Annotated in this window: 26 protein-coding genes and 2 pseudogenes; 4 read left to right on the plus strand and 24 right to left on the minus strand. The window is 33.8% G+C overall.

Annotated elements, in window-relative coordinates:
* Positions 1-179 precede the first annotated feature (179 nt).
* The 8 genes and pseudogenes from FH036_RS04620 to yqeK form a co-directional block, all read right to left on the minus strand.
* A complete protein-coding gene (locus FH036_RS04620; protein ID WP_139895425.1) occupies positions 180-2,855 on the minus strand; it encodes a M4 family metallopeptidase in 2,676 nt (891 codons plus the stop codon).
* 170 nt (positions 2,856-3,025) lie between these two features.
* On the minus strand, positions 3,026-3,400 hold the full coding sequence (locus FH036_RS04625; protein ID WP_139895426.1) for a hypothetical protein: 375 nt from the start codon (positions 3,398-3,400) through the stop codon (positions 3,026-3,028).
* A 108-nt stretch (positions 3,401-3,508) separates the two neighbouring features.
* Positions 3,509-4,357 carry a GNAT family N-acetyltransferase gene (locus tag FH036_RS04630; RefSeq protein ID WP_044792419.1) on the minus strand — a complete coding sequence of 283 codons (849 nt, stop codon included), beginning with the start codon at positions 4,355-4,357 and terminating at the stop codon, positions 3,509-3,511.
* A 93-nt stretch (positions 4,358-4,450) separates the two neighbouring features.
* Positions 4,451-5,086: an SDR family oxidoreductase gene (locus FH036_RS04635; protein ID WP_139895427.1), complete on the minus strand. Its 636-nt coding sequence runs from the start codon at positions 5,084-5,086 to the stop codon at positions 4,451-4,453.
* A 15-nt stretch (positions 5,087-5,101) separates the two neighbouring features.
* Positions 5,102-5,839, minus strand: coding sequence for a 5'-methylthioadenosine/S-adenosylhomocysteine nucleosidase (gene mtnN / locus FH036_RS04640; RefSeq protein ID WP_138322604.1), 738 nt, complete (start codon positions 5,837-5,839; stop codon positions 5,102-5,104).
* Positions 5,839-6,009: pseudogene (locus tag FH036_RS04645) on the minus strand (DUF3885 domain-containing protein); the annotation flags it as partial. The gene mtnN and the pseudogene FH036_RS04645, both read right to left, overlap by 1 nt.
* Positions 6,010-6,297: 288 nt before the next feature.
* Positions 6,298-7,965 (minus strand): RNA-guided endonuclease TnpB family protein, encoded by a 1,668-nt coding sequence (locus tag FH036_RS04655; RefSeq protein ID WP_483861237.1) that lies wholly within the window; start codon positions 7,963-7,965, stop codon positions 6,298-6,300.
* 13 nt (positions 7,966-7,978) lie between these two features.
* Entirely contained in the window at positions 7,979-8,587 is a 609-nt protein-coding gene (gene yqeK, locus FH036_RS04660; protein ID WP_000965882.1) for a bis(5'-nucleosyl)-tetraphosphatase (symmetrical) YqeK, read from the minus strand.
* Positions 8,588-8,779: 192 nt separating this feature from the next.
* Here yqeK and FH036_RS04665 point away from each other — a divergent pair, with 192 nt between their 5' ends.
* The 3 genes from FH036_RS04665 to FH036_RS04675 all read left to right on the plus strand — a co-directional run bounded on the left by FH036_RS04665 (position 8,780) and on the right by FH036_RS04675 (position 11,820).
* The gene (locus FH036_RS04665; protein ID WP_001038815.1) at positions 8,780-9,475 is read left to right on the plus strand and encodes a response regulator transcription factor; all 696 of its coding nucleotides are present in this window, start codon (positions 8,780-8,782) and stop codon (positions 9,473-9,475) included.
* Positions 9,465-10,622: a sensor histidine kinase gene (locus FH036_RS04670; protein WP_001243301.1), complete on the plus strand. Its 1,158-nt coding sequence runs from the start codon at positions 9,465-9,467 to the stop codon at positions 10,620-10,622. Before FH036_RS04665 ends, FH036_RS04670 begins: the two co-directional genes overlap by 11 nt.
* A 181-nt stretch (positions 10,623-10,803) precedes the next feature.
* Positions 10,804-11,820 (plus strand): D-alanyl-D-alanine carboxypeptidase family protein, encoded by a 1,017-nt coding sequence (locus tag FH036_RS04675; RefSeq protein ID WP_139895428.1) that lies wholly within the window; start codon positions 10,804-10,806, stop codon positions 11,818-11,820.
* A gap of 56 nt (positions 11,821-11,876) precedes the next feature.
* On the opposite strand, the pseudogene FH036_RS04680 reads toward FH036_RS04675, so the two are convergent.
* The 12 genes and pseudogenes from FH036_RS04680 to FH036_RS04735 form a co-directional block, all read right to left on the minus strand.
* Positions 11,877-11,993: pseudogene (locus FH036_RS04680) on the minus strand (hydrolase); the annotation flags it as partial.
* Positions 11,986-12,546: a nucleoside/nucleotide kinase family protein gene (locus FH036_RS04685; RefSeq protein ID WP_139895429.1), complete on the minus strand. Its 561-nt coding sequence runs from the start codon at positions 12,544-12,546 to the stop codon at positions 11,986-11,988. The gene FH036_RS04685 and the pseudogene FH036_RS04680, both read right to left, overlap by 8 nt.
* A 51-nt stretch (positions 12,547-12,597) precedes the next feature.
* Positions 12,598-13,137, minus strand: a complete 540-nt coding sequence (locus FH036_RS04690; protein WP_041184109.1) for a GNAT family N-acetyltransferase — start codon at positions 13,135-13,137, stop codon at positions 12,598-12,600.
* Positions 13,138-13,257: 120 nt separating this feature from the next.
* Complete coding sequence (exsK, locus tag FH036_RS04695; RefSeq protein ID WP_000542330.1) at positions 13,258-13,572, minus strand: exosporium protein ExsK; 315 nt, start codon at positions 13,570-13,572, stop codon at positions 13,258-13,260.
* Positions 13,573-13,742: 170 nt separating this feature from the next.
* Positions 13,743-15,683, minus strand: a complete 1,941-nt coding sequence (locus FH036_RS04700) for an AMP-binding protein (protein ID WP_000806466.1) — start codon at positions 15,681-15,683, stop codon at positions 13,743-13,745.
* Positions 15,684-15,732: 49 nt separating this feature from the next.
* On the minus strand, positions 15,733-17,274 hold the full coding sequence (locus FH036_RS04705) for an acyl-CoA carboxylase subunit beta (protein WP_098345181.1): 1,542 nt from the start codon (positions 17,272-17,274) through the stop codon (positions 15,733-15,735).
* 2 nt (positions 17,275-17,276) lie between these two features.
* Positions 17,277-18,065: an enoyl-CoA hydratase gene (locus FH036_RS04710; protein WP_139895430.1), complete on the minus strand. Its 789-nt coding sequence runs from the start codon at positions 18,063-18,065 to the stop codon at positions 17,277-17,279.
* 4 nt (positions 18,066-18,069) lie between these two features.
* Positions 18,070-18,981, minus strand: coding sequence for a hydroxymethylglutaryl-CoA lyase (gene mvaB, locus FH036_RS04715; protein WP_000775431.1), 912 nt, complete (start codon positions 18,979-18,981; stop codon positions 18,070-18,072).
* A 21-nt stretch (positions 18,982-19,002) separates the two neighbouring features.
* Positions 19,003-19,218, minus strand: a complete 216-nt coding sequence (locus FH036_RS04720) for an acetyl-CoA carboxylase biotin carboxyl carrier protein subunit (RefSeq protein WP_001985297.1) — start codon at positions 19,216-19,218, stop codon at positions 19,003-19,005.
* 26 nt (positions 19,219-19,244) lie between these two features.
* Entirely contained in the window at positions 19,245-20,582 is a 1,338-nt protein-coding gene (locus tag FH036_RS04725; RefSeq protein ID WP_000486740.1) for an acetyl-CoA carboxylase biotin carboxylase subunit, read from the minus strand.
* Between the two features lie 15 nt (positions 20,583-20,597).
* Positions 20,598-21,743, minus strand: a complete 1,146-nt coding sequence (locus FH036_RS04730) for an acyl-CoA dehydrogenase (protein ID WP_139895431.1) — start codon at positions 21,741-21,743, stop codon at positions 20,598-20,600.
* Between the two features lie 216 nt (positions 21,744-21,959).
* The gene (locus FH036_RS04735) at positions 21,960-22,928 is read right to left on the minus strand and encodes a YbgA family protein (RefSeq protein ID WP_001248615.1); all 969 of its coding nucleotides are present in this window, start codon (positions 22,926-22,928) and stop codon (positions 21,960-21,962) included.
* 235 nt (positions 22,929-23,163) lie between these two features.
* Here FH036_RS04735 and FH036_RS04740 point away from each other — a divergent pair, with 235 nt between their 5' ends.
* Positions 23,164-23,463, plus strand: a complete 300-nt coding sequence (locus FH036_RS04740; RefSeq protein WP_000728154.1) for a WGxxGxxG family protein — start codon at positions 23,164-23,166, stop codon at positions 23,461-23,463.
* Positions 23,464-23,586: 123 nt separating this feature from the next.
* Here FH036_RS04740 and FH036_RS04745 read toward each other — a convergent pair whose 3' ends face one another.
* The 4 genes from FH036_RS04745 to FH036_RS04760 all read right to left on the minus strand — a co-directional run bounded on the left by FH036_RS04745 (position 23,587) and on the right by FH036_RS04760 (position 26,443).
* Positions 23,587-24,240 carry a TetR/AcrR family transcriptional regulator gene (locus FH036_RS04745; protein ID WP_000711177.1) on the minus strand — a complete coding sequence of 218 codons (654 nt, stop codon included), beginning with the start codon at positions 24,238-24,240 and terminating at the stop codon, positions 23,587-23,589.
* Positions 24,241-24,264: 24 nt separating this feature from the next.
* On the minus strand, positions 24,265-25,284 hold the full coding sequence (locus FH036_RS04750; protein WP_001266746.1) for an ABC transporter permease: 1,020 nt from the start codon (positions 25,282-25,284) through the stop codon (positions 24,265-24,267).
* A complete protein-coding gene (locus FH036_RS04755) occupies positions 25,281-26,006 on the minus strand; it encodes an ABC transporter ATP-binding protein (protein WP_000812703.1) in 726 nt (241 codons plus the stop codon). Before FH036_RS04755 ends, FH036_RS04750 begins: the two co-directional genes overlap by 4 nt.
* 185 nt (positions 26,007-26,191) lie before the next feature.
* Complete coding sequence (locus FH036_RS04760) at positions 26,192-26,443, minus strand: hypothetical protein (RefSeq protein WP_139895432.1); 252 nt, start codon at positions 26,441-26,443, stop codon at positions 26,192-26,194.
* Between the last annotated feature and the right edge of the window lie 142 nt (positions 26,444-26,585).

Here is a 26,585-nt window from a genome sequence, read left to right on the forward strand (position 1 = left end):
CTTCACTTCGTAAACATTTTAATTATTAATATATTCTATGTTTACTATTATTCTACCTTCTAAAATAAATTAAGAAAAAATGGTGATTGCTTTAACAAAAATGAGTTATGGAAACAATTCATGATGCACAATTATTTTTGTACTCTATTCTTCAAACGAATAAGCTGTACTATCTACTTTTATATTTTTCTAAATTTGCGAACTAAAGTGAACACTATACCTGCAAAAACCATCCATAAGCCCATTGTTGTACTATTAGTTGTACTGCCCCCCGTGTTTGGAAGCTCTTTATATGTAGATTCTTTTTTATTGGAATTACTGTTGTTTTGGATATTATCGTTATTACTGTTATTAGTACTACCTTTAGCTTTGCTAGCGTCTGTATCCTTCACTAATACTTTTTGTATTGCATGTACCTTATTACCTACAGAATCTGTGACACTATATATTATTTCAAAAGTACCAACTTTAGTGGTATCTCCAATATCTTTATATACTACTTTAGAAGTAAGATCACCGTCTTCTTTATCCGTAGCTGATACACCTACCATTGGATTGAATTCATCTCCCTTAGTAATTGTAGTTGTAGAAGGTACTTTTAGTATTGGTATGTCGTTCTTAACTTCTTCTCTACCTGTGACTGTTACAGTTTGTTTCGCAATTTCTTCATGGCCTTTAGAATTTATAACTGTATACGTTACTATGTAAGTACCGACTTTAGAGGTATCTACTTCCCCCTCAACTTTTACTTTAGAAGTAAGATCGCCGTCTTCTTTATCAATAGCTTTTACTTTTGCCATCGGATCGAATGATTCTCCTACAGTAATTGTCGTTGCAATAGGAACTGTCAATGTAGGTTTTAGATCTGATGTTTCTCCATCTCCCTCTACAATTACAGTCCGTGTTACCGTTGCTTTCCCACCTTGAGAATCAACGACAGTGTACTCCACAATGCATTTGCCTGGTTTAGAAGTGTCTACATCACCTTTATGTTCTACTCGATTTGTTAAATCACCATCTTCTTTATCAATAGCTTTTACATTGCTCATCGGGTCAAACGTATCACCTACACGTAGTGTAATTGTTGGCGGTACTGTTAGCTCTGGGACTTGGTTTGCCTCAGTTTTTTCGTTTTCTTTCACTGTTCCTTTAATTTTTGCTGCATCAAAAGCTTTTTGGACCGTTTCAACCTCAATGGAATTTGCCCCATATTTATTTGTTGCAACTTTAAGACATGCTAATCTTAATTCAGAGAAATTAGAAGTCATATTCAATTCATCAGTATTTGCATAATAGAAAATATCAAACATTTTATCTTCACCAATACCATTTACAGTTACACCGTTATGAGTGCCACCTTGTGCAATTAAATACGCGACTTTATTAATAATACTTGAGTTGAAATGAACGCCCTCATTATCCTCTCCGTTTAAATCACTGTATTTGCTATAATCATCTGGATACGGCACTCCATTAAAGAATTTGACTGAAGATGGATTTTTCATATTACGGAGAACTGATCCACTTTGTTCTCCTATTGTCCAATTAAATTCCCCATTATTTATATATTTCTCAATAGCCGTTCCCATAATATCAGATAACGCCTCGTTAATTGCTCCAGATTCTCCAAAAAATTCAAGATTAGATTCACTAGATGTAACCGCATGTGTAAATTCATGACCCGCTATGTCAAACGATCTAACCATTGGATCACCATATATAAGCATACTAACATTGTTAATATTAGCGCTAAATGCATTCCCCCAATTTTTAGGATCATTTGTTTCTCTAGAATCCCATGCATGTACAACTGAAACTACTTTTTTCCCTTTATTATCAAAACTATTACGCTTATATTTGTCTTTATAAAAATCATATACGTTTGTCGCTAAGAAATGAGCACTTACCGCTTTTGGGTCATTAAATGTTGTTGATGTGCTAGTTGTTAATATACCAGGATAATATTTTTCTTCAAAAGTAATATCTCTATAATTTACATCATACGTCTCAATTCCTTGCCCTCTTGTATAATCAGCAAGCGCATATTTCCCGTTACTTTGTTCAGAAATACCGAATGTACGAGTTATTCCTAAATCATCTTTTCCAGTCCCGGTTAATGATTTAAAATTACTTTTTTTACTCTCCTGAATAGCTTCAACACGCTCTTCATTTACTTTTAAATCTGACTCTTGCACCATATTTTTCAACATATCACCACTATGAGCATCCACTAAATAAGTTCCAGATACATAGTTTGGTGTGGCAGCTGCAAATGTAACTTGATATGCATTTGTAGCTTGCCCACGATTTTCATCAACAAAAATAACTTCCTTAACTTCTGCCTCAGAAATAAATTGAATATCATTTCCGTACTTCGTATAAATATATTGTTTTGCTTCTTCTTTTGATAAATTAATAGGATTCTTTAAATCTTCTTTTTCTAAGTTTTGTGCACTTTCCCCTGAAACACTTTTAATAATACCCTTTTTATCTACATGAGCAGTCAATTGGTGTCCGTATACTTCTTTACCTTCATATATTTGTTGCAAACGCAAAAGTGTAGTCCCATCATATGAACCGCGTTTTTGAAGAACCTTGTAATCTACCCCTTTGTCTCCACTCACTTGTTTTGGAGACAAAGCATGCTCCGTCTTTTCCTTAAGTGCATCTTTCACTACATTCTCTGGCGTTTTTTGTGATGGTTGTGTCAGTTCTCCTGTGCGGAACGAATCTTCTTGAATATCAACTTGCATTTGCCCCGTTTCCTCTGCATAACCTACTCCATATGGCGTTACACTTGTTAAAACCAATCCTGTTGCTAATGCAACAATAGCTATTTCTTTTTTATTTTTCATGTTATTCCCCTCGTATGATTTCCTAAAATATGAAATTACTAAAATTTATACAATCTATCTCTTACATAAAAAGATGACTTCTGTAATCAACAAAAGTCATCTCTTCAATATGTAATATACCTAATATGTTTTTAATACATAATTTCTATATAAAACAGAAAAAGCATTCATTAACGAGCATTTTGCAATACTTTTATTAGGTCATTTATATTTTCAACTTTCTGCTGAAACTGATCAAATCTACTATGTAACAATGAAGGATTCTTATCTTCAGTTGAAATAACTTTTTTTAACTCCTGTTCTAATATATCATATGTATTAAAGAAATTATCAAATTCTACACTTACAAGCTCTTTATTTTCACGATAAAATCTTTTTGTTTCTATATAAGTCATGTATGATTTATTTAAAAAACCTAATGAAATTAAATATTTAGAAGTGTTTTCTTGATAAATAGCAATATCACATGCTATTTTCATATCAGAATAAGTTCTTTGAACGAAAGAATGCAATTCAAAAATCTTAAACTTTAATCCATTATTCATTTCATCCCCTCCCATCCTATCTATTCTACATAAAAAAAGAATATTATACAAAGTAAAATATCAATATAGTACAAAAATAAAAAGCGAAAGAATAAATTCTCCCGCTTATTATATCAATAAATACATTTCATATTGTGCTAAAGAATTCTTTTCAAATCCAGTTTTCTTTACAAACCCTTCCAGTAAACTGTTGTTTGGAAAACTAATTAACAAGCTTTCAAAATTCAACTCATCTCTTGCTACTTGTAATAATTTTGATCCAATACCACGATTTCTATACTCTTTGTCTATGAAAATAAAACTAATTTTACCTTGTTCATTCATACATATAGAACCTTTTAAATCATTATCGACATATGCACCATAAAATGTATGATTTGTTTTTTCGATATAATCCATATCATTTTGCCAATTTATATGGAAGTGTACCCATTTCTGAATTTCAACTTTAAAAGCTGCAAATTCTAATTGTTTTACTTCAATTCCTTTACATTCTTTAAGCATTATTTTAGTCATATCTTTTAAATTATAATAAGATAGATCGTACACTTTTTCATAGCCTAATTTATTATAAAAACGAATCGCCCGGTCATTACCTACAATGACTTCAAGAAAAAGTTGCTTACACCCGTTTTGAATCGCTTCATCTTTATGCAGTTCAAATAACTTTTGACTCACACCAATACCACGGTAATTGGGATGAACTGCTAATGTTCCGCAGCGCATTGTTTTTATGTTTTCATAATCCTTTATCCCACCAAGTATTACACCAACAGATTTGTTATCGTCTAAAGCAAGAAAGGAATGTTGTAGTGAATTCCCTTCTGGCCCAAAGAATCTTTTTATAAAATCTTCTTTTGAAACTTCCATTTTAATAATATAATCTGAAAATCCATCTTTAAAAGCTTCATACACTAAATCTATACTTACTTCACTGCATCTTTTATATTGAATCATATAAAATTATCCCCCACTTACTCGTGTTAAACTTAACGTTCAAATACATAAGATCTACTAATCACATCATACTTTAATTTTGAATTCTACTGCTTAATTTGAAATGAACGGACACTTCCCTACATATCTATCACTATTAATTTGTTTTATAACAAACGGTGCAATATCGCCATTTTGTATTTTAATTCCTGGCATATCTACTAAACTCTCGTTTATACGTCCAATACCATTTCCCTCTATAACAAATGGTAATCTAACAATTGTCCAATCTACTTTACTACTTTGGATAATTTGTAATTCTTTATATTTATCTTGCATCATTTTTGATAAAAAAACTTTAAATAAGGTAGCTCCAATTTTATTTACAATTCCCTTTTGATCTCCTGTAACATTTAAAGAGCCTCCGGAAATTACAATATATCTTTTTATTTCAAACTCCTTCATTGCTTCTAAAATATGCTTCGTTACTGTGCTAAAAATATAAGATTCATTTTTGGGTTGACCTACTGCATTAATTACAGCTCCACACCCTTTAAGTAATTTGCGTATTGAAGCAAAATCACGTGCATCTCCATTAATGATCTCTATATTTTCATTTGTTATTTTGATATTATTAGAATTTCTTGTTAATATTTTTACTTGATACCCCTTATCTAGCGCTTCTTTTACAAGGAATTTCCCCGCTTTTCCGTTTGCACCCAAAATAGCTATTTTATTTGTACTTTCCAATATTAACCCCTCTTACTATCTATGATTTACTACATTAATCTCATATACACGTAAAAAAGCAATTAAATGCTCACACGCTCGTTCACATGCTAACATTTTAAAGATTTTTTGTTCCTCTTTCGTTTTATCATTCGCTTGATCTGAAGCAGCTTTTAAACATAGAAAAGGTTTGTTATTGATTTGGCACACATAAGCAAAAGCTGCCACTTCTTGATCAACCGCTAATGCTCCATATACAGTATGGAGTAAATATCTCATTTCTGAACTACGGATACGTTGATCTCCAGATAAAAATGTACCGAAATGAATCGGATCATAAGATCGTATTTTTTTTATTCTTCTTACAAGCGATTTTGTTGTTTCGATAGGTGCTGTTCTACCATTATATAAGTTAAAAACATCTTCACCCGAACCAGCAGCAGTGACATCGTGTTGTATTGCGCTCAGTGCCACTACAATATGACCATTTTTCACCTTATGTGATAAACTCCCGCATATCCCTGTCATAAACAACTCATCCGGCTGAAACTCACTAATTAATAATTGTACACAACTAGCACAACTTACCTTCCCAACACCAGTTATAACTGAAATAATTTCCAGGTCATTTATAGTATGAAAATGAAATTCCCAAGCGGCTCTTTTTTCAATGCGTTCACTTGGATAATATTGATGTAAATACGTGAGTTCTGGTTCCCATGCAGATACGATTGCAATACGTTTCATAACACGCTTCACTTCCCCTATTGTTATCATGTAAATACTTTATCTATACTTTCTCGTTCATAATCTGGAATCCAATCTTTATATTTCTCATATAAATTTCGTATTGTTTCTTTATTCTTCGCAATTACTTCACATCCTCTATCATCATAAATAAACATGATAATATCTTTTGTTGCATTAATAAGAAATACATCTGGGTCAACTACCCCCACTGAAATGAATCGTTTCAGTGGGGGCTTGAGTTCGAACGCTAGGTCTTTTCGTCTATCGCTAGACAGTTTGACGCTCTAGCATTCATGCCACCTTACGGTAACACCCCAAGTATGTTTTTGGTTGGTACTGGCAACGAAAGATTGTTTTCCCACTTGCACCACCCTTTCGAAAAAGAGCAGTTCTTCCTTATGAAAGAAGCCACCACTCAGATGACTCCGGCGTGTACTACAAGCCCCGACAAGTCGAGTACACATGGATGGTTGACGCACCCACTAAGCTATGCGCGTGGCAACAGCCTTACGTTTTTGCACTTCTAATAGAATCGGCGTTTTCACTTTCAGACTTTCCTCCAATTCTACAACTTTTGATTTTTTCAAGGTATTCAGCGCACCATTAATATCAGCATGGATACATGTTCCTGCTTTACTTTGGTACAGACCACGAGTCATTCGTTTGCCACTAAAGCGATAATACGTCTTATCATCCTTCGTCCAAACTGGAACCAAATCTTTATCAAGAAAACTAGCTTTAGAGGTATAGCTTTCTTCTTGTTTCAAAAATCGGATGCCTTCTTTTTTGCATTTATTCTCAATTGCTGCAATCAGTTTATGAAATGGGATTTGAACAAATTTTTGATTATTCTTTTTTCCCATATCAGATTTTTGTTTCCAACCAGCGTTATATCCTACTACAACCGTGTCTATGCCAAATGCTTTCACTTTTTTGAACACCAGACCTACCGTTTGTGAAATGTAACCATTTATTTGTCGTTCTCGGTTATGCCAAAGTGCAGCCATTCTATTCGTTACAACTCGTTTTGAAATTCCGTTTTCAATATTTTTCTGCTGGAAATTACGTATCATTTTGTTGAAGTACTGATTAATAGATTTTAGTTTTTTTCCATCAATTAAGAAAGTATCACCTGTATTCGTTACGCAACTTACTAATCTATCTACACCTAAATCGCAACTCAAAGCGTTACTCGTAGTCGCGGGTGATTTCTTCATTTGAGAAACGTGCATCTCATATGTGTAATGCACCTCAAAGAACCGACCTTTTTGCTTCGGTACAATCTCAATGTAGGAGATTTTTTTATGTCGTAAGTTTTTCGGCATACGTATTTTAATGGAACCGAATTTTTGCCTGAATGCAACACTCATCGGAATCATCCAAAACCCGTTCTCATCCACTTTTGGAACTTGATAGATTTCAATGATTCGTTTGTCAGTGGAACGAGAATAATTCGGAAACTTAGGGCGACCTGTAAACTTCTTAGGATGTTTCTTCCACTGTTCCAAGGCTTTAAAAAAGCTCTTTACTTCTGCATACAAGGCTCTACGAATGGCTTGAACAGAGTTTGATTGAACGCCCGAGTAGTTCATATCGGCTTGCATGGCAGTGTCCACTTCTTTTACAGTAGCCATCCTGTTATTATTCAGGTAACTTTGTTTCATCGTATACAATCCAACATTTCGCAACGCTTTTGAACTATGTGACATGCGTTGCAGTAAGCGAAATTCTTTTGCGGTAAGACAAGCTCGTCCGATATTTTGTTTCTGCGTGAATCGTTGCATGGCTTCTTCATCTTCAAATAAAAAAGGTATTGTTTCTTGCCTTATATGATACTTTAATTCTCTATTATGAATAAAACGTCTATATAGATTAATTTTCTGCGGATTTTTCACATTTTCCTTTTTAAATCGATAAACATTTGTTACTAAAAAGACTTCATCTTCTTTTGAAAATATATCTTCAAATAAGTATTTATTATATGTATAAAGTTGAGTGAAGTATTCCCTATTTATAGCGTCGGTTCTTTCTACATATAGGTCTTTCCCTTTCCCAAAATGAAAATGCAAATGATTTTCCCATTGAAAGTATATATGTGGTACTAATGTAACCCCAGGAAATGTTTGATTCATATATTCTTTTAATTGCATTCTTATACCCTTTCTACTCTACAATTTCTTTTAACTGCCAATATGATTCTTCTAGCCAAGGATGTAAAACTTTCAACTTATCTTTTCTATCCCACAAATATGAAATATATGCAAAAGCAGCATGTTCTAAAGATTTTTCTAATCCTTTTTTAACTTCTGCTAAATATGGTGGCGCTCCATTTTGATCCCATTCTATTTTATCAGCAACAAATAACACTAAATCCATTTTCGTTGCATGTTTACGCAGTGTGGTATGGCAACAAATTGCATTTAAAGTCTCTTCATCATGCACTTTAAATATCTCTTTTGCGATTACTCTCGAAAGTTTTTGATGAATAATCATTGGGAATTTTCGTTCTTCTTCTAATATCTCTATTCCAAATTCTTCAGCAACTACAATCCGTACTTCATTTGGAAAAATTGCACTAATATCATGTAAATATCCCGCAATCGCTGCTTTTTCTTCATCTTCATAAAACATTTTTGCAATTTTCCTCGCCTCATTTGCTACACGAATTGAATGTTTATATGTAGGCTTCTGATTATATTTTAATAAAAAATCTTTAATATCATTTTCTATTTTTCCAGTTGGAGAAAATGAATATATCTCCTTATATAACATAGTAAATCCTCCTTAAAACTAACTTTCAATATAATATATAATCTTAATATCCTTGTGTTTTGTATTCGTTATAAATGTTGTAATCCCTTTTTTAATACGTTACATGAAATTTTATACAGAATCATCGCTACAAGTACATAAATGTTTGATATTATAGTAATGTTAATGATTTGTAAGGAAAGGAACTACATAATGAATAAAAATATATTAATTATTGATGATGATAAAGAAATTGTTGAATTACTTGCTGTTTATTTGCGAAATGAAGGCTATAACATTTATAAAGCATATGATGGCGATGAAGCATTACAAATGATTTCTACATATGAAGTTGACCTTATGATTTTGGATATTATGATGCCAAAACGAAATGGATTAGAAGTTTGCCAAGAAGTTCGTGAAAATAATACTGTACCTATTCTTATGCTGAGTGCAAAAGCAGAAGATATGGATAAAATATTAGGACTTATGACAGGCGCTGATGATTATATGATTAAACCATTTAATCCATTAGAATTAGTAGCTAGAGTGAAAGCTTTGCTACGACGATCATCTTTCCAAAATGCCACTTCCCAAAAGAATGAAGATGGTATGATTCGCATTCGTTCTGCTGAAATACACAAACATAATCATACCGTTAAAGTAAATGGCGAATATATTAAGCTTACATCTATTGAATTTGATATTTTATATTTACTTGCGAGTAATACAGGAAGAGTATTTAGTTCTGAAGAAATATTTGAACGTGTTTGGAATGAAGATGGTTATGGTTCAAATAAAACTGTAATGGTCCACATTAGTAATTTACGGGATAAGCTTGAAACAGGAATGAATGGAGAAAAATTTATTCATACTGTTTGGGGAGTAGGCTATAAAATTGAGAAATGAAGCATTTGATATATTAAAAGATATCCCGAAATGGAAACTTATTTTTTGGCTCTTATTAGCTATTACACTCACTCCTATTACTGAATTAATTATATATCGCCTCGTTACGAGTGTAATTGAGAGTTCGCTTACGTTAAGCGAACTTGGCAAAGAATTCATTAGAATTTTTGGTTATGAAAAATATAAAGGAATAAAAGAATCTCTATGGATGATGATTGTCTCTTATTTATTTTTATTTTCTATTTTCTCATCCTACCTATACATTTTTTATCGTCATGAAAGAAAGCTTTACTATGAAACTTGTATAAAAAAAATGATAGAAGAGATTCGCTATATTGCAAATGGAAACTTCAATCATAAAGTTTCTATCGTAAACCATAATTATCTAGAAGAGTTAGCAAGCGGGGTTAATCAAATTGTTGAACAATTGAAAGTCTCGATTGATGAAGAAAGACAGGCAGAACAAGCAAAAAGTGAATTGATTACAAATGTATCGCACGATTTACGCACTCCTCTTACCTCTATAGTTGGATACGTGAATTTAATCCACCATGATAATTATAGAGATGAAGTAGAATTACGTCATTATATACAAGTCATTTACGATAAAGTAACTCGTCTTAACGCATTAATGAATGATTTGTTTGAATATACACGTGTTCAAAATAAAGAATTAAGTTTATATTCTGTCCCTATTGATATTGTGGAGCTTCTTGGACAATTAACAGTTCAATTTCGAATACAGCTGCAAGAGGCTAATATTGATTGTCGCCCCTTTTTCCCATCAAAGAAGCTAATGGTATTAGCTGATGGAGACAAATTAGTACGCGTATTTGAAAATCTAATTATTAATGCTATCGCTTACGGTAACGATGGTGATTATATTGATATTACTGCTTATGAAAGTAATAATATGATCGCAATCGATATAACCAATTACGGCCAACCTATTCCAAGTACCGATTTACCTCATATTTTTGAACGTTTTTATCGCGTTGAGAAATCGCGTTCTACAAACACTGGTGGATCTGGACTCGGATTGGCAATTGCAAAAAGTATTGTAGAGTTGCATAAAGGAACAATTGAAGTGTATAGTGATGACAAAAAAACAACATTCACTGTAAAACTACAACCATATAAATGTTAATACAGCTTAATTTTAGGTCCAATTTCTTACGATATAAGAAATTGGACCTTTTATTTTCCAGTAACATCCAAAATTTAATAATCCTTTATAATTCTTTAGAAATTCTTTACCTTTTCTTTCTTCCTAATTAAGCATTCCTTTTTACAATATTATTATCGATGTCATAATAGGAGGATCGCTTATGCAATTCTTAAAAAAATTCACAATTTTATTATTATCTTTTGTTATTACTGCACTTATCGTTTTATATTTTTATCTTTATGTAAATGGCCCAATTATTCAAGCTAAATCAGCTATTTTAATAGATGCTCATTCAGGTGAAGTTGTTTATACAAAAAATGAAGAAACTCCTATACAATCGGCTACTTTATCTAAATTAATGACTGAATATATCACACTGGAACAACTAAATGAAGGAACTATACAGTTAGATGAAGTAGTAAAAATAAGTAACGAAGTTTTCCGAGCAGAAACGAGTCCTATACAAGTAACTCCGAAAGATAAAACGACGGTTCGTGATTTACTTCATACACTGTTATTGACAGGAAATAATCGTTCCGCACTTGCTCTTGCAGAACATATCGCTGGAAACGAAGATAATTTCACACAGTTAATGAATGAAAAAGCAAAACAACTAAAGTTATCACAACCATCTCCGTTTCTAAACGCTACTGGAATGAATAACGATACAAATAAACTTTCAACTACAACAGCAATTGAAGTTGCTAAACTAGCAACACAATTAGTAACAGACTTTCCAGATGTACTGAACGTTACAAAACTAACCTCTTACCAGTTCACCTTCAAAGATACGAAAGTTTTCAACACCAATAAAATGATATATTCCCTTAATAAAAACATTAAACACCAAGGTGTTGATGGCTTACAAACTAGTTTTTCAACTAATGGTAATTATAGTTTTGTCAGTACAGCAAAACGAGGAGATACTAGACTTATTTCAGTAATATTAGACGCCGAAAATGAAAACAGTACTTTTATTGAAACAAAAAAGTTACTTCAGTACGGCTTTGATCCTTCTTCATACTCTGCACTCCAAGCATTTAAAGATGCTGTTACATCTTGGACAGTTTTGCTTCAGTTTAAAAATTTAATCATACAAACATTGTTGATTTTCTTCATTATTACATTTTTAATGTTTTTACATATACGCCAGAAAAAATCCGAGGATTTCAATTAGGAAATCTTCTTATATATATAAAACGGCTTGCATTTACAGTACAAGCTGTTTTATATATATAGTCCTCTTCCAATTAAATTTGCTGAAACAAGCTGCAACTTCTTTCCTTGAAATACTTTTGAATACATTTTAAAATCATCAACTTGTACATATCCCTCTATACATTTAACCATGGACGATCACTTCTCTCCGATAAAGTTCTTCTTCAATTTGATTAATTATTTCATCTATAGATAAAGCTCCGTCCAAAACAATATCTGAATTTGGCTTTACAGTATGAAGCGCCTCCAAATAGCCTTTTCTAGCATATGTTATATAATGCTTTAAATCATTATGTATTTCACTCATTGTTTCTTCCTTAAAATCTCGCAAAATTCTTCTAGCCATTGCAATATCTAAAGGCGTATCGATAAATATAGTTACATCAATAAACTGTCGCATTTCACTATTTAAGTATGCAAAAGGATAATCTACAATAATATAATCTACCTTACTATCTCGTATAAGATGCTGAATATCCTTAATTAATGGTGTGAGTACCCATTCATCATAATTGGCTCCATCATCAATCCATTTACAAATATCAGCAGGACAGTTATCAAAGTGATAACTATCAAAATATAGCGCTTTTGAATTTATTAACTTATGAGTTAATCTTTCTGTAACAGTAGTTTTGCCTCCTCCTGAAACAGCTGCAATTCTAATGATTTTCGTCTTTTTATTCATCATTTTCCCCCAATCCCCTTTTAATTAACATAACATAATTATAGAAAACAATTATATTTTAGCTCTCCATTCATATTCTAACATACTCATTTCCCATAAATTCCAATATGTTTCCCCTACTTTTTTCGACTCTCTTAGTAAACCTTCTTTTACAAATCCTATTTTTTCATAACATGAAATAGCCAATGTATTAAAATCATAAACACCAAGCGTTACTCTATGTAGTTTTAATTCATCAAATGCAATATGAAGTACTGCTTTCATCATATGCTTTCCAATAGAACGTCCTCTCATTTTCGTATCACCAACTAGTACTTTACCAATCCTTGTAGATTTATTTATATTGTCTATTTGCCCAAGTGAAACATGACCAACTACTTCTTGAGTCTCTTCATCTATTACTTTGAATGCAAGTGTATTTTCACTTTCTATATATTTTTCTAATTGTTCTTCATTTAGGGGATATGTAAATGCATTTCCTGACCACTGTATTAAAAATTCTTCGGAATCAATCCAGTTTATTAATTGTTTGAAATCGGATCGTTTAAAAGGTTCTAATTTAATCAACTTCATTCTCCTTTCATACACCATTCTATATATCCTCAAACTTATTTCTATATATAGAATATATTCTCCTTTTATACGAAATGAAAATAAAGCCATTCATAAGAATGGCTTCACAAAAAACATAGCCTAATTATGCTACGTTTCCTATGTTAACAATGGTTCAATTGCTTCAATTTTACAAACTGAAATAATTACTGTAACTACGCCAGCACTATTAGCAAGCTTTACAACATCACAAGTGACGGAAGAAACAGTTCCTGCATAATTATTAGTTCCTGTTGTAATGCGCACTGATCTGTTTACTAACTTTCTCAGCTCATCTCTAATTCCTTGTACACAGCAACAGTCACATGCCTTATTTTGCTCTTCATGTTCTTTTTTACACTCTTCAAAAACGTCCCAACAGTCATCCTGTTTACATGAACATTTCTTTCTAGAATTACTATAACGATATCCCATAATCTCACCCCCTAATCATTTCTATTAATATAGTATGTCCACTAACTTTAAAGTGTACGAGGCAAAAACATAGAAAGGAAAAAACAAACACATGTACTAAATTATCCTATATATATAAAAACTGACCTCTAACAATTTAGAGGTCAGTTCACATTATACATGCTTTAATTTTATAATTTACTAGACTGCAACCCCTGAATAAACGGAACTACCTCAGGATTTACAAGTGACGATAAATCGCCTAATTCTTTTCCTAAATAAGCGGCTTTAATGACGCGTCGCATTACTTTAGAATTACGTGTTTTCGGTAAATCTTCTACAACGTGAATATCTTTTGGACATAATGCTTTTCCAATATGAGAGTTTACTAAACTCATTAATTCTTTCTTTAATTCACCTGAGAATGTTACATTGTCTCTTAATACTACAAAACAATGACAAACTTCACCTTTTACATCATCTGGTACACCAATCGCAGCAGCTTCTATGACATCATTATGCTTCACAAGAATAGATTCATATTCAGCAGGTCCAATGCGTTTTCCAGCAATGTTTAGCGTATCATCTGAGCGTCCTGTAATAATATATTGTTCACCATCATAAACAACCCAGTCACCATGAACCCATTTATTTTCAAAACGTGACCAATATGTGTTCACATAACGTTCATCGTCTTCCCAGAAACTTTTCGTCATACCAACCCAAGGTTTCTCTAAACATAATTCTCCAACTTCATCACGAATCGGATTGCCCTGATCATCGAGTACAACCGCTGCCATTCCTGGTAAAGAAGCGTTAAAGCTAATCGGTGCAATTGGTTTAATAAGGACATTTCCGAAAATTCCACCAGAAATTTCAGTCCCGCCTGAATAGTTACAAATTGGTACATTACTTTTTCCAACCGTTTCAAATAGCCACATCCAAGGATCTGGATTCCAAGGCTCGCCTGTTGAGGCGAATACTTCTAAACTCTTAAGCGAATGTTTATTTACATACTCATCACCTTTTGCCATTAACGCACGAATTAATGTTGGTGATATACCGAGATGTGTAATTTTATATTTATCAACTGTTTCCCATAAACGATCTGCCTCTGGGAAGTCCGGAACACCTTCATACATAACCATCGTTGCTCCATTAATGAGAGAGCCAAATAGTAAAAATGGTCCCATCATCCATCCCATATCAGTTACCCATAATACACGGTCGCCTTGTTTTATATTCATCCCAAACCCTGCATCAAATGCAGCTTTCAAAGGGAAACCAGCATGAGTGTGTACGGTCCCTTTCGGTTTTCCAGTAGTACCTGATGTATAAATGAGCATTAATGGATCATCACTATGCATTTCTTCAGCATGTACAAATGGCTTTTCTTTTTCTAACGTACTCCATGAGAAATCATAATTATGTGGTGTAAAATCATTTCCTGCATGGCGAACAATAACAACTTTTTCAACAGTTGGGCAATGTTCACAAGCTTTATCTACTTCATCTTTTAATGAAACAACTTTACCTCGGCGTGAAAAACCATCTGCAGTAATAATCATTTTAGATCCTGCCGCTTGCACACGTGTCATGACTGCATCAGAGGCAAATCCTGAGAATATTGGTGAAATAATTGCTCCAATTTTCATAACCGCTAGCATCGCAACAACTGTTTCTGGAATCATCGGCATATAAATTGTGACACGGTCACCTTTTTCAATACCTGCATGTTTCAAACCGTTTGCAACGCGACTTACCCAGCTATCAAGCTCTTCATATGTAAATGATTTTGAAGTTCCATTTTCCCCTTCATACTGAAGTGCTGGTTGTGTTCTTGTTTCATCGTCTGCAAGCCAGCGTGATAAAACCGATTCTACAACATTACATGTTCCGCCATTATACCACTGTGCAAACGGCGTACCATTTTCTAAATCTAGCACTTCTGTATAAGGTTTCATCCATTGATAGCCAACTGCTTTCTCAGCTTCTCCCCAAAACCAAGCTGTTTCTTCGATTGACTTTTTATAAAACGTTTCATAATCTTCATAGCCCAATGATTTCATCCAACCATATAAACGCGTTTTTTCTTTATACTCTTCTGTTGGAAACCAAACTGCTTGTTTCAATGTTTTCCCCTCCTTGACTTTTTGAGCAAGAAAGCCCTAAATAGGGCTTTTAAACTGGATAAACCGGATGTTTACGATCCGTAAATACTTGATATTTACTCATATACATTTCGAATCGTCCTTTTAACTCTTCTCTTAAATTGTTTGGATGAACAATACCATCAATGACCATCTCTGATGCTAAATGGTAAATATCAATATCTTGCTTATACTCTTCGCGTTTTTCAGCAATGAAGCTATCACGCTCTTCTTCTGGTAAAGCTGCAATCTTATTTGCATATACAGCATTGACCGCGGCTTCTGGACCCATTACCGCGATAGAAGCTGTCGGTAACGCTAAGCAGCAATCTGGTTCAAAGGCTGGACCTGCCATCGCATATAAACCAGCACCATATGCTTTACGAACAACGATAGAAATTTTCGGCACTGTTGCTTCACTCATTGCAGAAATCATTTTTGCGCCGTGGCGAATAATACCAGCACGCTCTACTTTTGTACCAATCATAAATCCAGGTACATCTGCAAGGAATAATAATGGAATATGATATGCATCGCATAAATTAATAAACTTTGCTGCTTTATCAGCTGAATCGTGGAATAATACGCCGCCTTTCATACGCGGTTGATTTGCAATAATACCCACTGGCTTACCATCAATACGGGCTAAACCTGTAATGAGTTCTTGAGCAAATAATTTTTTCACTTCATAGAAAGAACCTTCATCAATAACTCTATTAATGAGATCTTTCATATTGAAAGGCGCATTTTGATTTTCTGGAATGATTTGTTCTAACGTTTTTTCGAATTGTTTCGGTTCTTGAGGTGTAACCAATGGAGTCTTTTCTAAGTAGTTGTTTGGAAAATATGAAATGTATTGTCTTGCTTGTGTAATCGCATCTTCTTCAGTTTTACATAAAACATCTCCGCATCCTGATACAGAGCAGTGCATACGAGCTCCCCCCATCTCTTCTAACGTTACCTTCTCACCGATAACCATCTCAGCCATACGAGGAGATCCTAAATACATAGATGCGTTACCTTCTACCATCATGACAACGTCACAAAAGGCTGGAATATATGCACCACCAGCTGCAGAAGGACCAAATAATAAACATACTTGCGGAACTTTACCTGATAATTTCACTTGATTATAGAAGATTCTTCCTGCACCGCGGCGCCCTGGGAACATTTCAACTTGATCAGTAATACGCGCTCCAGCAGAGTCAACTAAATAAAATAATGGAACACGTAATTTTTCCGCTGTTTCTTGAATACGTAAAATCTTTTCAACTGTACGTGCGCCCCATGATCCAGCCTTTACTGTTGAATCATTTGCCATTACGCATGCCGTACGACCATGTATTTTACCTGTTGCTGTTACAACACCATCAGCAGGTAATCCTGTTTGTTCACAATTTGCAAATAATGCATCTTCTACATATTCACCATTATCAAATAAAAGAGCTAAGCGATCTCGAACGAATAATTTTCCTTTTGCTTTGTTTTGTTCATGATATTTTGGTGCGCCGCCTTGTTTAATCGTTTCAACTCGTTCTTCAAATGTATTCGATTGTTGTTTTTGGTCTAACATATTTACTCCCCCTTATACATTGGTGTGCGTTTTTCCTTGAATGCTTGTAATCCTTCTAATCTATCTTTCGTATGGATTACACCTTCATACGCTTGTTTTTCCATTTGTAATCCGGTATGTAAATCAACTTGAATACCGTTTGAAATTGCTTCTTTTGCTAATCGAACAGCAATTGGACCATTACTAGCAATTCTCTCTGCCATTTCAATTGCTTTCTCTTCAAGTGAATGAGCTGGTACAACGAACTCTACTAGACCATATTCTTTCGCTTCTTGCGCCGAAATGCGTCTACCTGTATAAATTAATTCTTTCGCTCTACCAACACCAATTAATCTTGGCAAACGCTGCGTACCACCTGCTCCTGGTATAATTGCAAGAGTCGTTTCAGTAAGACCAAGACTTGCAGTGTCTGAAGCAATTCTAAAATCACAAGCTAAACTTAATTCCGTACCACCACCAAGTGCGATTCCATTTATAGCAGCAATAACTGGCTGTGGTAATTGTTCAACCATTTCCATAGTAGTGCGAATCATACTAACAGCATGACGAACTTGTTCTTCATTCATGCCAGCACGTTCTTTTAAATCAGCACCAGCACAAAACGCTTTTTCACCAGCACCTGTTAGAATAACTACACGAGTATTTGCCTCTTCATTTATTTGAGTTAAAATGTTTTGTAACTCTTCTAATAAAGCTAAAGATAATGAGTTGGCTTGTCTTTCACGATTTAAGGAAATCTTTACAACGTGAGGTGTTACATAATCAACTGAAATGTTTTGTAATTGTAGCATCTTCTCACCTACTTATCGTTTTATGTTGAAGCGCTCTATACACATGACTCGGTAATTGGATATTTAATTTACTCTGAATAAATTGACTCGCTCTCAATAACTTCTCTTCATCAATATTCGTTTGGACACCTAACTTATGGAGCATATGAACTAAGTCATCAGTTGCAACATTACCTGATGCTCCTGGTGCATATGGACATCCCCCAAGGCCACCACAAGAACTATCAAATGTTGTAATACCATATTCTAAAGACTTTACTACATTCGCAAGAGCCATTCCGTACGTATTATGGAAGTGCATTGCAAACTGCGAAGCATCATATTTCTTTAATAAATGCTCTAAAACTTGCTCTACTTGTAGTGGATTTGCTACTCCGATTGTGTCGCCAAGAGATACTTCATAAATGCCGTATGAAAATAGTTGATTACATAATTCGTCAACTGCTACGAGACTTATATCCCCTTCATAAGGACATCCAAATACAGTAGAAACATAGCCTCTTACTTTTTTCCCTTCGAATAATGCCTGTTTTGTTATATCTTCAATTACAACTAATGCTTCTTTAATTGATTTATTAATATTACTTTTATTATGAGATTCACTTGCTGATAAAAAAACATTCACCTCATCTACATTTTGCAAAAAAGCTCGTTCCAAACCATTTTGATTTGGAACAAGCGCTGCATATGTAACATTGGGATCCCTTTTCAGCTCTGAAAACACATCATTTGCATCTGCTAATGCAGGGACCCATTTAGGGTGAACGAATGAGGAAACTTCAACGTACGATAATCCCGCCTCTGTAAGTAGTTGGATCCATTTTACTTTATCTTTTGTGCCAACAATCTTTTTTTCATTTTGTAAGCCATCACGTGGCCCGACTTCTTTAATGACAGCAAAATTAGGTAGTTTCAATTCGCTTCCCCCTATATCTCCCTATTCAATTTCTAGTAATACATCTCCTTCATTTACAAAATCGCCTTCTTGCACATTAATTTTCATAACTGTGCCAGCTTCTTCTGAAACGATTGGAATTTCCATTTTCATAGATTCCAAAATGACGACATCTTGCTCTTCCTCTACTGTATCTCCTACTCCTACAACAATCTTCCATACATTTCCTGCCATCGATGCATATACTTTCGTCATCATTTTTTCCCCCTTAGTATTGTTAAATCTTATTTTTTAACAAGTTGTTTCGTTACAAAACCCGTTGTATAAATACCACTTTTGAACACATCATCTTCCAATACTTGAAGCAGCATTGGCGTGTTCGTTTTAATACCTTCTACTTTTAATTCTTCTAGAGCATCATGTAATTTCGAAATTGCTTCTTCACGCGTTTCACCATGAGCAATGACTTTCGCAATCATTGGATCATAGAAAGGTGTAATCGTTACTTGATTCTCCAAAAAGTGATCGATACGTACATTTGTTGGAAGCGTTAAATTTGTAATTTTCCCAGGTGATGGGAAGAAAGTTTTCGGATCTTCTGCATAAATACGTGCCTCAATGGCATGACCACTACGTTTTACATCATCTTGTGTAAACGATAATTTTTCACCACATGCAATTAGAAGTTGTTGTTCTACAAGATCTAAGCCTGTAATTTCTTCTGTAACTGGATGCTCTACTTGTAATCTCGTATTCATCTCTAAGAAATAGAAGTTCTTCTGATCATCTACTAGAAACTCAACTGTACCAGCATTTGTATACCCTAGAGCTTTGGCAGCTTGTACAGCAACTTCACCCATCGCTTTTCGTGTACCTTCATCTAAAAATGGTGAAGGTGCTTCTTCAATTACTTTCTGATTTCGGCGCTGTACTGAACATTCACGCTCCCATAAATACACTGTGTTACCATGTGTATCTGCTAAAAGCTGAATTTCAATATGATGCGCGTCTGCTATATAGCGCTCTAAATACATTTCTCCGTTACCGAAGAAGTTTTGTGCTCTCGTTTTGTTGCTTTCAAATGCTTTGGTGAGCGTTTGCTCAGTTTCCATCAACTGCATTCCAATGCCTCCGCCGCCTGCGGATGCCTTCAACATTAATGGGTAACCAATTTGTTTAGCAATTTCAATTGCTTCTTCAGCAGTTTCAATATTTGTAGTAATACCCGGAACTACTGGCACATCTGCAGCTTGCATCGCAATACGTGATTCGATTTTACTTCCCATCTTCGTAATGATTTCTTCTGATGGACCGATAAATACAATTCCTTCTTCTTTACAACGAACCGGAAAAGATGGATTCTCAGATAATAATCCATACCCCGGGTGGATTGCTTCAGCATTTGTCTTCTTAGCTATTTCAATAATTTTTTCAAGGTTTAAATAGCTTTCTTGGACACGTGGCCCACCTACTAAGTAAGCTTCATTTGCCATTTTTACATGCAAGGCATTTTCATCTGCCTCAGAATAAATAGCAACAGTGCGAATGCCAAGTTTTTGACAAGTTTTCATAATACGAACTGCGATTTCCCCGCGATTAGCAATTAATATTTTTTGAAACATAGTGATTCCTCCTTTTTATCTACATCCTAAATGTCTAGCAATTACGAGACGTTGAATTTCAGAAGTTCCTTCACCAATTTCTAATAGTTTTGCATCACGAATATGTCGTTCTACTTCATATTCACGCATATAGCCATATCCACCGTGAATTTGCACTGCTTGATTTGCAATACGGCTTGCTGCTTCAGATGCGAAAAGTTTTGCCATAGCCGCTTCTTTACCGAAAGGTTTATCGTTATCTTTTAACCAAGCTGCTTTATGTACTAAATTACGCGCTAGCTCTATTTCAGTTGCCATATCAGCTAATTTAAATTGAATCGCTTGGAAATTAGAAATTGATTTTCCAAATTGTTGACGTTCTTTCGCATATTGCAGTGCACGTTCAAATGCAGATTGTGCAATACCAACAGCTAATGCTGCGATTGAAATACGTCCTCCATCAAGTGTATATAAGAATTGTTTAAACCCTTTATTTACATCACCAAGTATATTTTCTTTCGGCACACGTACACCATCAAGTACGATTTCACATGTATTAGAAGCACGTACGCCCATCTTATCGTAAGGGCTTGAAATCGTTAACCCTTCACTAGTAGTCGGTACGATAAATGCAGAAATACGTTTTCTACCATTCTCTTCAACACCGTTGACAGCGGTTACAATAATTGTATTTGCATACTCTGCATTTGTAATCCAACACTTCTCACCACTAATAACATACTCGTCTCCGTCTAATATAGCTTTCGTTTGTGTGCCACCTGCATCAGATCCAGCATTCGGCTCAGTTAATCCGAAAGCACCTAACGTTTTACCTGATGCCATTGGAACTAAATATTTCTGTTTTTGTTCTTCTGTACCGAAATAATAAATTGGAGAAGCACCTAATGAAATTGTTGCAGCGTAACTTAATCCTGTCCCACCACAAGCACGACCAATTTCTTCAACTGCTAACGCGTACGATACTGTATCGCCACCTGAACCTCCATACTCTTCTGGGAATGGGATGCCTAATAATCCTAGTTCGCCCATTTTTTGAAATGTTTCATATGGAAACTCTGCAGTTTTGTCATAATACACAGCTTTCGGTGCGATTTCCTTTTCAGCAAAGTCACGTACCATTTCTTTAATCATTTGTTTTTCGCGAGTTAGAGTAAATTCCATTCCGCTACACACCCCTTATCGAATATTGAGTTTCGACAGCGTGCGAGTTTCTACTACAAACATTACGAATGAAAAGACAAGAACATTAGTTAGATAATTGTTATAATTCTGTCATAATTTAATTTTAAAACAGATTCTGTACTAATGCACAAAAAAATTCCTACATTGTTCTACAACAACATAGGAGTTTTTTTGTCGAATTATGTAATTTTATGTTTAATAATCTCTACCTTTACCTGAATCTGAAATCTCTACTAAAGCTTCAGGATATGGTTCAAAATATGTTTGTCTTAATAAATACTTTTCATCAAATCGAAGAGCCCATGATTTTAAAATTGCAAGTAAGCTACTAAGCGGAATTTTCTTTTCTATATACTTTTGTATTAAATTTAAAAAATGATCTTTTTCTTGTTTTTTCAGCTTTGTTTTAAAGTATCCAAAAATATGCTCACATACATTTACATTTGATGTATAGCGGGGTGTGCGCATAAATAATTCATATAAAGTCTTCTCATAATTTTCAAATACAACTTCAATCTTTTCATTTTTGTGATTTGCAATTATACGCCCTAATTCCTTTTGTTTCACCTGATTATATGCCATAAATAAATATTTATTATCCGACTGAAACGATACAAGATCTTTCATATTTTTATTATGTTTAATCATCTTGTAATATGCGATTGTAAATAGCCTTGTAAAGAAATGCTCTCTAATAATAAAATTCGACAATCTGCCTTCCTCTTCAATAGGAAGATGCGAAAATTTTTTTATTACTGCTCCGCCAAATAAGCCTGGTCCCTTTCCTTTTGCTGGCGCTTTTTCAAAACTAGAATAAATTTTCACATCACGCGTACCACAACTTGGTGAACGATTCTTTAAAATAAAACCATCCACATCCGATATCATTTGTAAAAAGTCATTTGAAAACTGCTCCATTTTTTCAGTTACATCTTCTCGTGTTGACGGTTGCACAAGTCTATTCTCACCATTTTCTTCTACAATTCGTATCGTTTCACGAGGAGTCCCTAATCCAATCTCGACTTCTGGACAAACAGGTATAAATGTAACAAATGGCTGCAAATTTCGTATTGTTACATCCGGAATCATCTCTCCATTATAACGACAAGCATCAAACTCTAAACATTTACTTACAACAATTTTCGGTTTAGCAAATTGCCGCATTTCATTACCTCCTTTGTGCTAGTCCGTATAATATAAATTGTACTAAGATTAACATTTTAAGCAAAGTTTGGTTCATTTAATTTTATGACAAATATATATCAAATAATATATTAGCAATCATTCAGCTCTATTTTCTATAAATATGCGCTCTATAATATGACGGTTTATATACTGTGAAACGAATAATACACACATGCTTTGGAGAAATTAATACATAAGAAAGGAGGAGAGCGTTATGAAGAAGAAATTATCATCTATTTTAAGTGTTTTAGCACTATCTATTATGTTTTTAGGTACATCTGCACAAGCTGAATACGATGGAACTAATATGAATAGAGTTAATAACACTGACATTTCAACTCGAGTTAATGACAATAACTTAGACAGAGTTAATAATGATGTAAGAACTCGAAATGTAAATACAACAAATGATTTAAATGATAATCGTGATAGAAATAATAATTGGGCTTGGCTCGGTTTATTAGGACTAGCAGGATTATTAGGTCTTAGAAGAAGAGACAAAGAAACACGCTGATTTAGAATGTTTTTAGTAAACAAGTACTTATTTATCAAAAATATATCATGAAAATAAATCGCCTTTTTAAAGGCGATTTATTATTTTACTTAAATATAACATATGTAATTCACACTTCATCGATTAAATTCGTGGCGTTAATCCGTACAATATAAACTGAATCGTATTTTCAATTTCCACTTCATCATCCCATTTTTCTTCTGGCAATAATAAAAATCGTGTTAAGAGTAATCCTAACACAGCTGATAAAGTAAGTCGTAATACAGAAGCTGGAGGCATTTCAATAATTGCTCCTTCTTCTTGAAACTTTGCAATCAACTTTTTAAAATGTGTAAGTAACTCTGTTTCTACTAATTGTTGTATTTCATTTTTCAGTTCTGGCTGAAATGGCACTTCTTGAATTAATATTTTTATCATTGGAAAATGCTTTTTTGCAAATTCAAATCTATTATGAATCACAACTCTTAGAAGCCCTTCATATGATTCATACTCCGATTTAAATATTTCCTTTGCGAATGTTTGTACGAAAAATGGTGCAGCAAACTTCGTTAATGTCGGCATGACTACTGCTAACAATAAATCTTTTTTCGTTTTATAGTAGCGGAAGATTGTTCCTTCTGCTACACCAGCCCGTTTTGCAATTTCACTTGTTGAAGTTGAAGCATAACCTTTTTCTCCAAACATATCAACAGCCGCCTCTAATATACGCATTTGACGTTCATTTCGTTTGTCTGTATTTGTTGCGGCAATTAATTCTTCCAGCCAATCCTTCTTCACCTATAATACCCCTTTGTATCATCATTATATTTTTCGATGTTTCTTTAATGCAAATACATTCCCTACTGCAAATAATACTGAGAAAAATAGTAAAACAGTTAAATCTAATGCAATCTCTGTAAATCCTTGATTTCGAATCATCACCTGTCTCATTGCGTCAGCGCCGTATGTGAGCGGAAATAATTTCCCTAACATTTGGAGCCACTTATTCATCGATTCAATTGGAAACAAACCAGAAAAGAATATTTGTGGCACAATGACAAGCGGTATAAACTGAATCATTTGAAATTCATTATTTGCGTATGCTGATAAAAATGTCCCTAAAGTTAATGCCGTTAAAGAAAGCATACATGTAATAAGTAGCGTTAGCCATATAGAGCCAGCTACATACAAGTCTAAAATATAAACTGAAAAACTTACAATTATAATGGATTGTATAAATGCAAAGATCCCAAAACCAATAATATATCCTACAACTATTTCCCATCTTTTAATTGGAGTTGATAATAACCTTTCTAACGTACCGCTTAAACGTTCTCTTACGAAAGACACCCCTGATAAAATAAATACAAAGAAAAATGTAAAGAAACCAATCAATACAGGGCCAAGCCCATCAAACATTGTAAAGTCTTTAGAGCCATGTAAATAATTCACTTCAGGTTTCATTATTGATATATCGTTCTTCTCTGTACTTTTTTGTAATATTTGAAGTACAGCACGATTTTTTGACGAATCACTACCTTCTAATACAATATTCATTTTTCCATTTTCTAAACGAATGACTGCATCTACCTTTTGATTTTCTAGCTCAGACATTGCCTTTTCTGTATTATATTCATAAATTGACGCTTCCTGATTTTTCATCACTTTTACTAACTGAGCGGGCATATCAACAACAGCAATATGCGGTACATAGTCCTTTTGTGTAAACACTAGCGACAATAACCAAAGTAATAACATAGGTGCTCCAAACATCATCGCTAACGAACGTTTATCTCGAAAAAATTGGCGAATAATACGAATGATTACACCGGTAACTCTCATAATTCAGCCACCTCTTCCAACAAAAAGACATCTTCAATCCTTCCTGATGATACCCGCTTTTTCAATTCTTCAGTTGTACCAGTCGCAACTAGCTTTCCTTCTCTAATTAACCCTAGGCGTTCACAAAATTCAGCTTCGTCCATAATGTGTGTTGTTACAATAATGGTAGTGCCTTTCTTTTTCAAATCATAAAATTTTTCCCAAATCGTTTTTCTAAGAAGCGGATCTATCCCCACTGTTGGCTCATCTAAAATTAATATTTCTGGTTCATGAAGGAGTGCTATTGCTAATGATAAACGCTTCTTCATCCCGCCTGAAAAATGCTGCACTTGCTTTTTCATATGTTGTGATAATTGAACAAGATCAAAAACCTTTTCAATTCTTTCTTTTTTATGCTTTCCCTTTAATCCGTACATCGTTGCCATAAAATCTGCATTTTCATATGCTGATAGTTCTTCGTATAATGCATCAGCTTGAGCCATATAACCAATTCTTTTCATTTCATTTAAATTAGGCATGTTCGTGTTGTAAACAAGCACTTCACCTTCCGTTGCTTCGTTAATACCTGCAATCAATTTAATAAGAGTCGTTTTCCCAGAACCTGAAGGCCCAACTAAACCAAATATCTCTGCTTTTTCAACTTGTAATGAAAGATTGTGTAAAACTTCTTTTTTTCCAAAACTTTTTGATACAGTCCGTAAAATAATGGCAGGTTGCTTCACATATTCTTCCCCCTTCTCTAAAATGAGTGAGTACTCACTTTCATTTTACTCTTGCGTAATTATATGTCAAACTTCATTGATTAGTATGTATTTTCACTCGACGATATTAAACAATGAAACAGAGTCGACATTAGAATTTTATTTCCTAAAGTTGACTCTGTTTCATTTAAACTATAAATTTTACTTTACGTTTTTAAATTCATATACTTCCTAATTCTAGCAACATCTAAAGAATATTCGATAACTAATTGCTGTAACGGTAATATAACTGTGTCGGGATATAAATGTGCATATTGTAATGTTTTTGCATATTTTTCTAATCTTTTTTCTAAATACTTTATAATTTGATCAGGATGAGTTACTAATAAACATTTACAATAATAATGTATTTGTTCCTCAATCGCCGTATACTCTTCAATTTCGTATTCTTTATGCATGTGTACACCCCTTTAAGTTTTTTACATGAATTACTTATCACACTTTTCACTCGACAAATTTTAAGTTTTTTGATTATTTACACTATAACAAACAATCAGAGTCAAATTTTGTTACTTTATGTAACGTAGAAAATTTTTAACA

Source organism: Bacillus sp. CD3-5 (genome assembly GCF_006349665.1).
Classification (GTDB): domain Bacteria; phylum Bacillota; class Bacilli; order Bacillales; family Bacillaceae_G; genus Bacillus_A; species Bacillus_A paranthracis.

What these genes read in the sequence shown, in the direction of transcription:
- FH036_RS04625 (WP_139895426.1), bottom strand. Translation starts at nt 3,400, where the DNA reads ATGAATAATGGATTAAAGTTTAAGATTTTTGAATTGCATTCTTTCGTT.
- FH036_RS04730 (WP_139895431.1), bottom strand. Translation starts at nt 21,743, where the DNA reads ATGGAATTTACTCTAACTCGCGAAAAACAAATGATTAAAGAAATGGTA.
- FH036_RS04685 (WP_139895429.1), bottom strand. Translation starts at nt 12,546, where the DNA reads ATGAATAAAAAGACGAAAATCATTAGAATTGCAGCTGTTTCAGGAGGA.
- FH036_RS04720 (WP_001985297.1), bottom strand. Translation starts at nt 19,218, where the DNA reads ATGATGACGAAAGTATATGCATCGATGGCAGGAAATGTATGGAAGATT.
- FH036_RS04665 (WP_001038815.1), top strand. Translation starts at nt 8,780, where the DNA reads ATGAATAAAAATATATTAATTATTGATGATGATAAAGAAATTGTTGAA.
- FH036_RS04750 (WP_001266746.1), bottom strand. Translation starts at nt 25,284, where the DNA reads ATGAGAGTTACCGGTGTAATCATTCGTATTATTCGCCAATTTTTTCGA.
- yqeK (WP_000965882.1), bottom strand. Translation starts at nt 8,587, where the DNA reads ATGTTATATAAGGAGATATATTCATTTTCTCCAACTGGAAAAATAGAA.
- FH036_RS04735 (WP_001248615.1), bottom strand. Translation starts at nt 22,928, where the DNA reads ATGCGGCAATTTGCTAAACCGAAAATTGTTGTAAGTAAATGTTTAGAG.
- FH036_RS04620 (WP_139895425.1), bottom strand. Translation starts at nt 2,855, where the DNA reads ATGAAAAATAAAAAAGAAATAGCTATTGTTGCATTAGCAACAGGATTG.
- FH036_RS04725 (WP_000486740.1), bottom strand. Translation starts at nt 20,582, where the DNA reads ATGTTTCAAAAAATATTAATTGCTAATCGCGGGGAAATCGCAGTTCGT.
- FH036_RS04740 (WP_000728154.1), top strand. Translation starts at nt 23,164, where the DNA reads ATGAAGAAGAAATTATCATCTATTTTAAGTGTTTTAGCACTATCTATT.
- FH036_RS04705 (WP_098345181.1), bottom strand. Translation starts at nt 17,274, where the DNA reads ATGTTAGACCAAAAACAACAATCGAATACATTTGAAGAACGAGTTGAA.
- FH036_RS04655 (WP_483861237.1), bottom strand. Translation starts at nt 7,965, where the DNA reads ATGCAATTAAAAGAATATATGAATCAAACATTTCCTGGGGTTACATTA.
- FH036_RS04710 (WP_139895430.1), bottom strand. Translation starts at nt 18,065, where the DNA reads ATGCTACAATTACAAAACATTTCAGTTGATTATGTAACACCTCACGTT.
- exsK (WP_000542330.1), bottom strand. Translation starts at nt 13,572, where the DNA reads ATGGGATATCGTTATAGTAATTCTAGAAAGAAATGTTCATGTAAACAG.
- FH036_RS04675 (WP_139895428.1), top strand. Translation starts at nt 10,804, where the DNA reads ATGCAATTCTTAAAAAAATTCACAATTTTATTATTATCTTTTGTTATT.
- FH036_RS04690 (WP_041184109.1), bottom strand. Translation starts at nt 13,137, where the DNA reads ATGGTGTATGAAAGGAGAATGAAGTTGATTAAATTAGAACCTTTTAAA.
- FH036_RS04630 (WP_044792419.1), bottom strand. Translation starts at nt 4,357, where the DNA reads ATGATTCAATATAAAAGATGCAGTGAAGTAAGTATAGATTTAGTGTAT.
- FH036_RS04760 (WP_139895432.1), bottom strand. Translation starts at nt 26,443, where the DNA reads ATGCATAAAGAATACGAAATTGAAGAGTATACGGCGATTGAGGAACAA.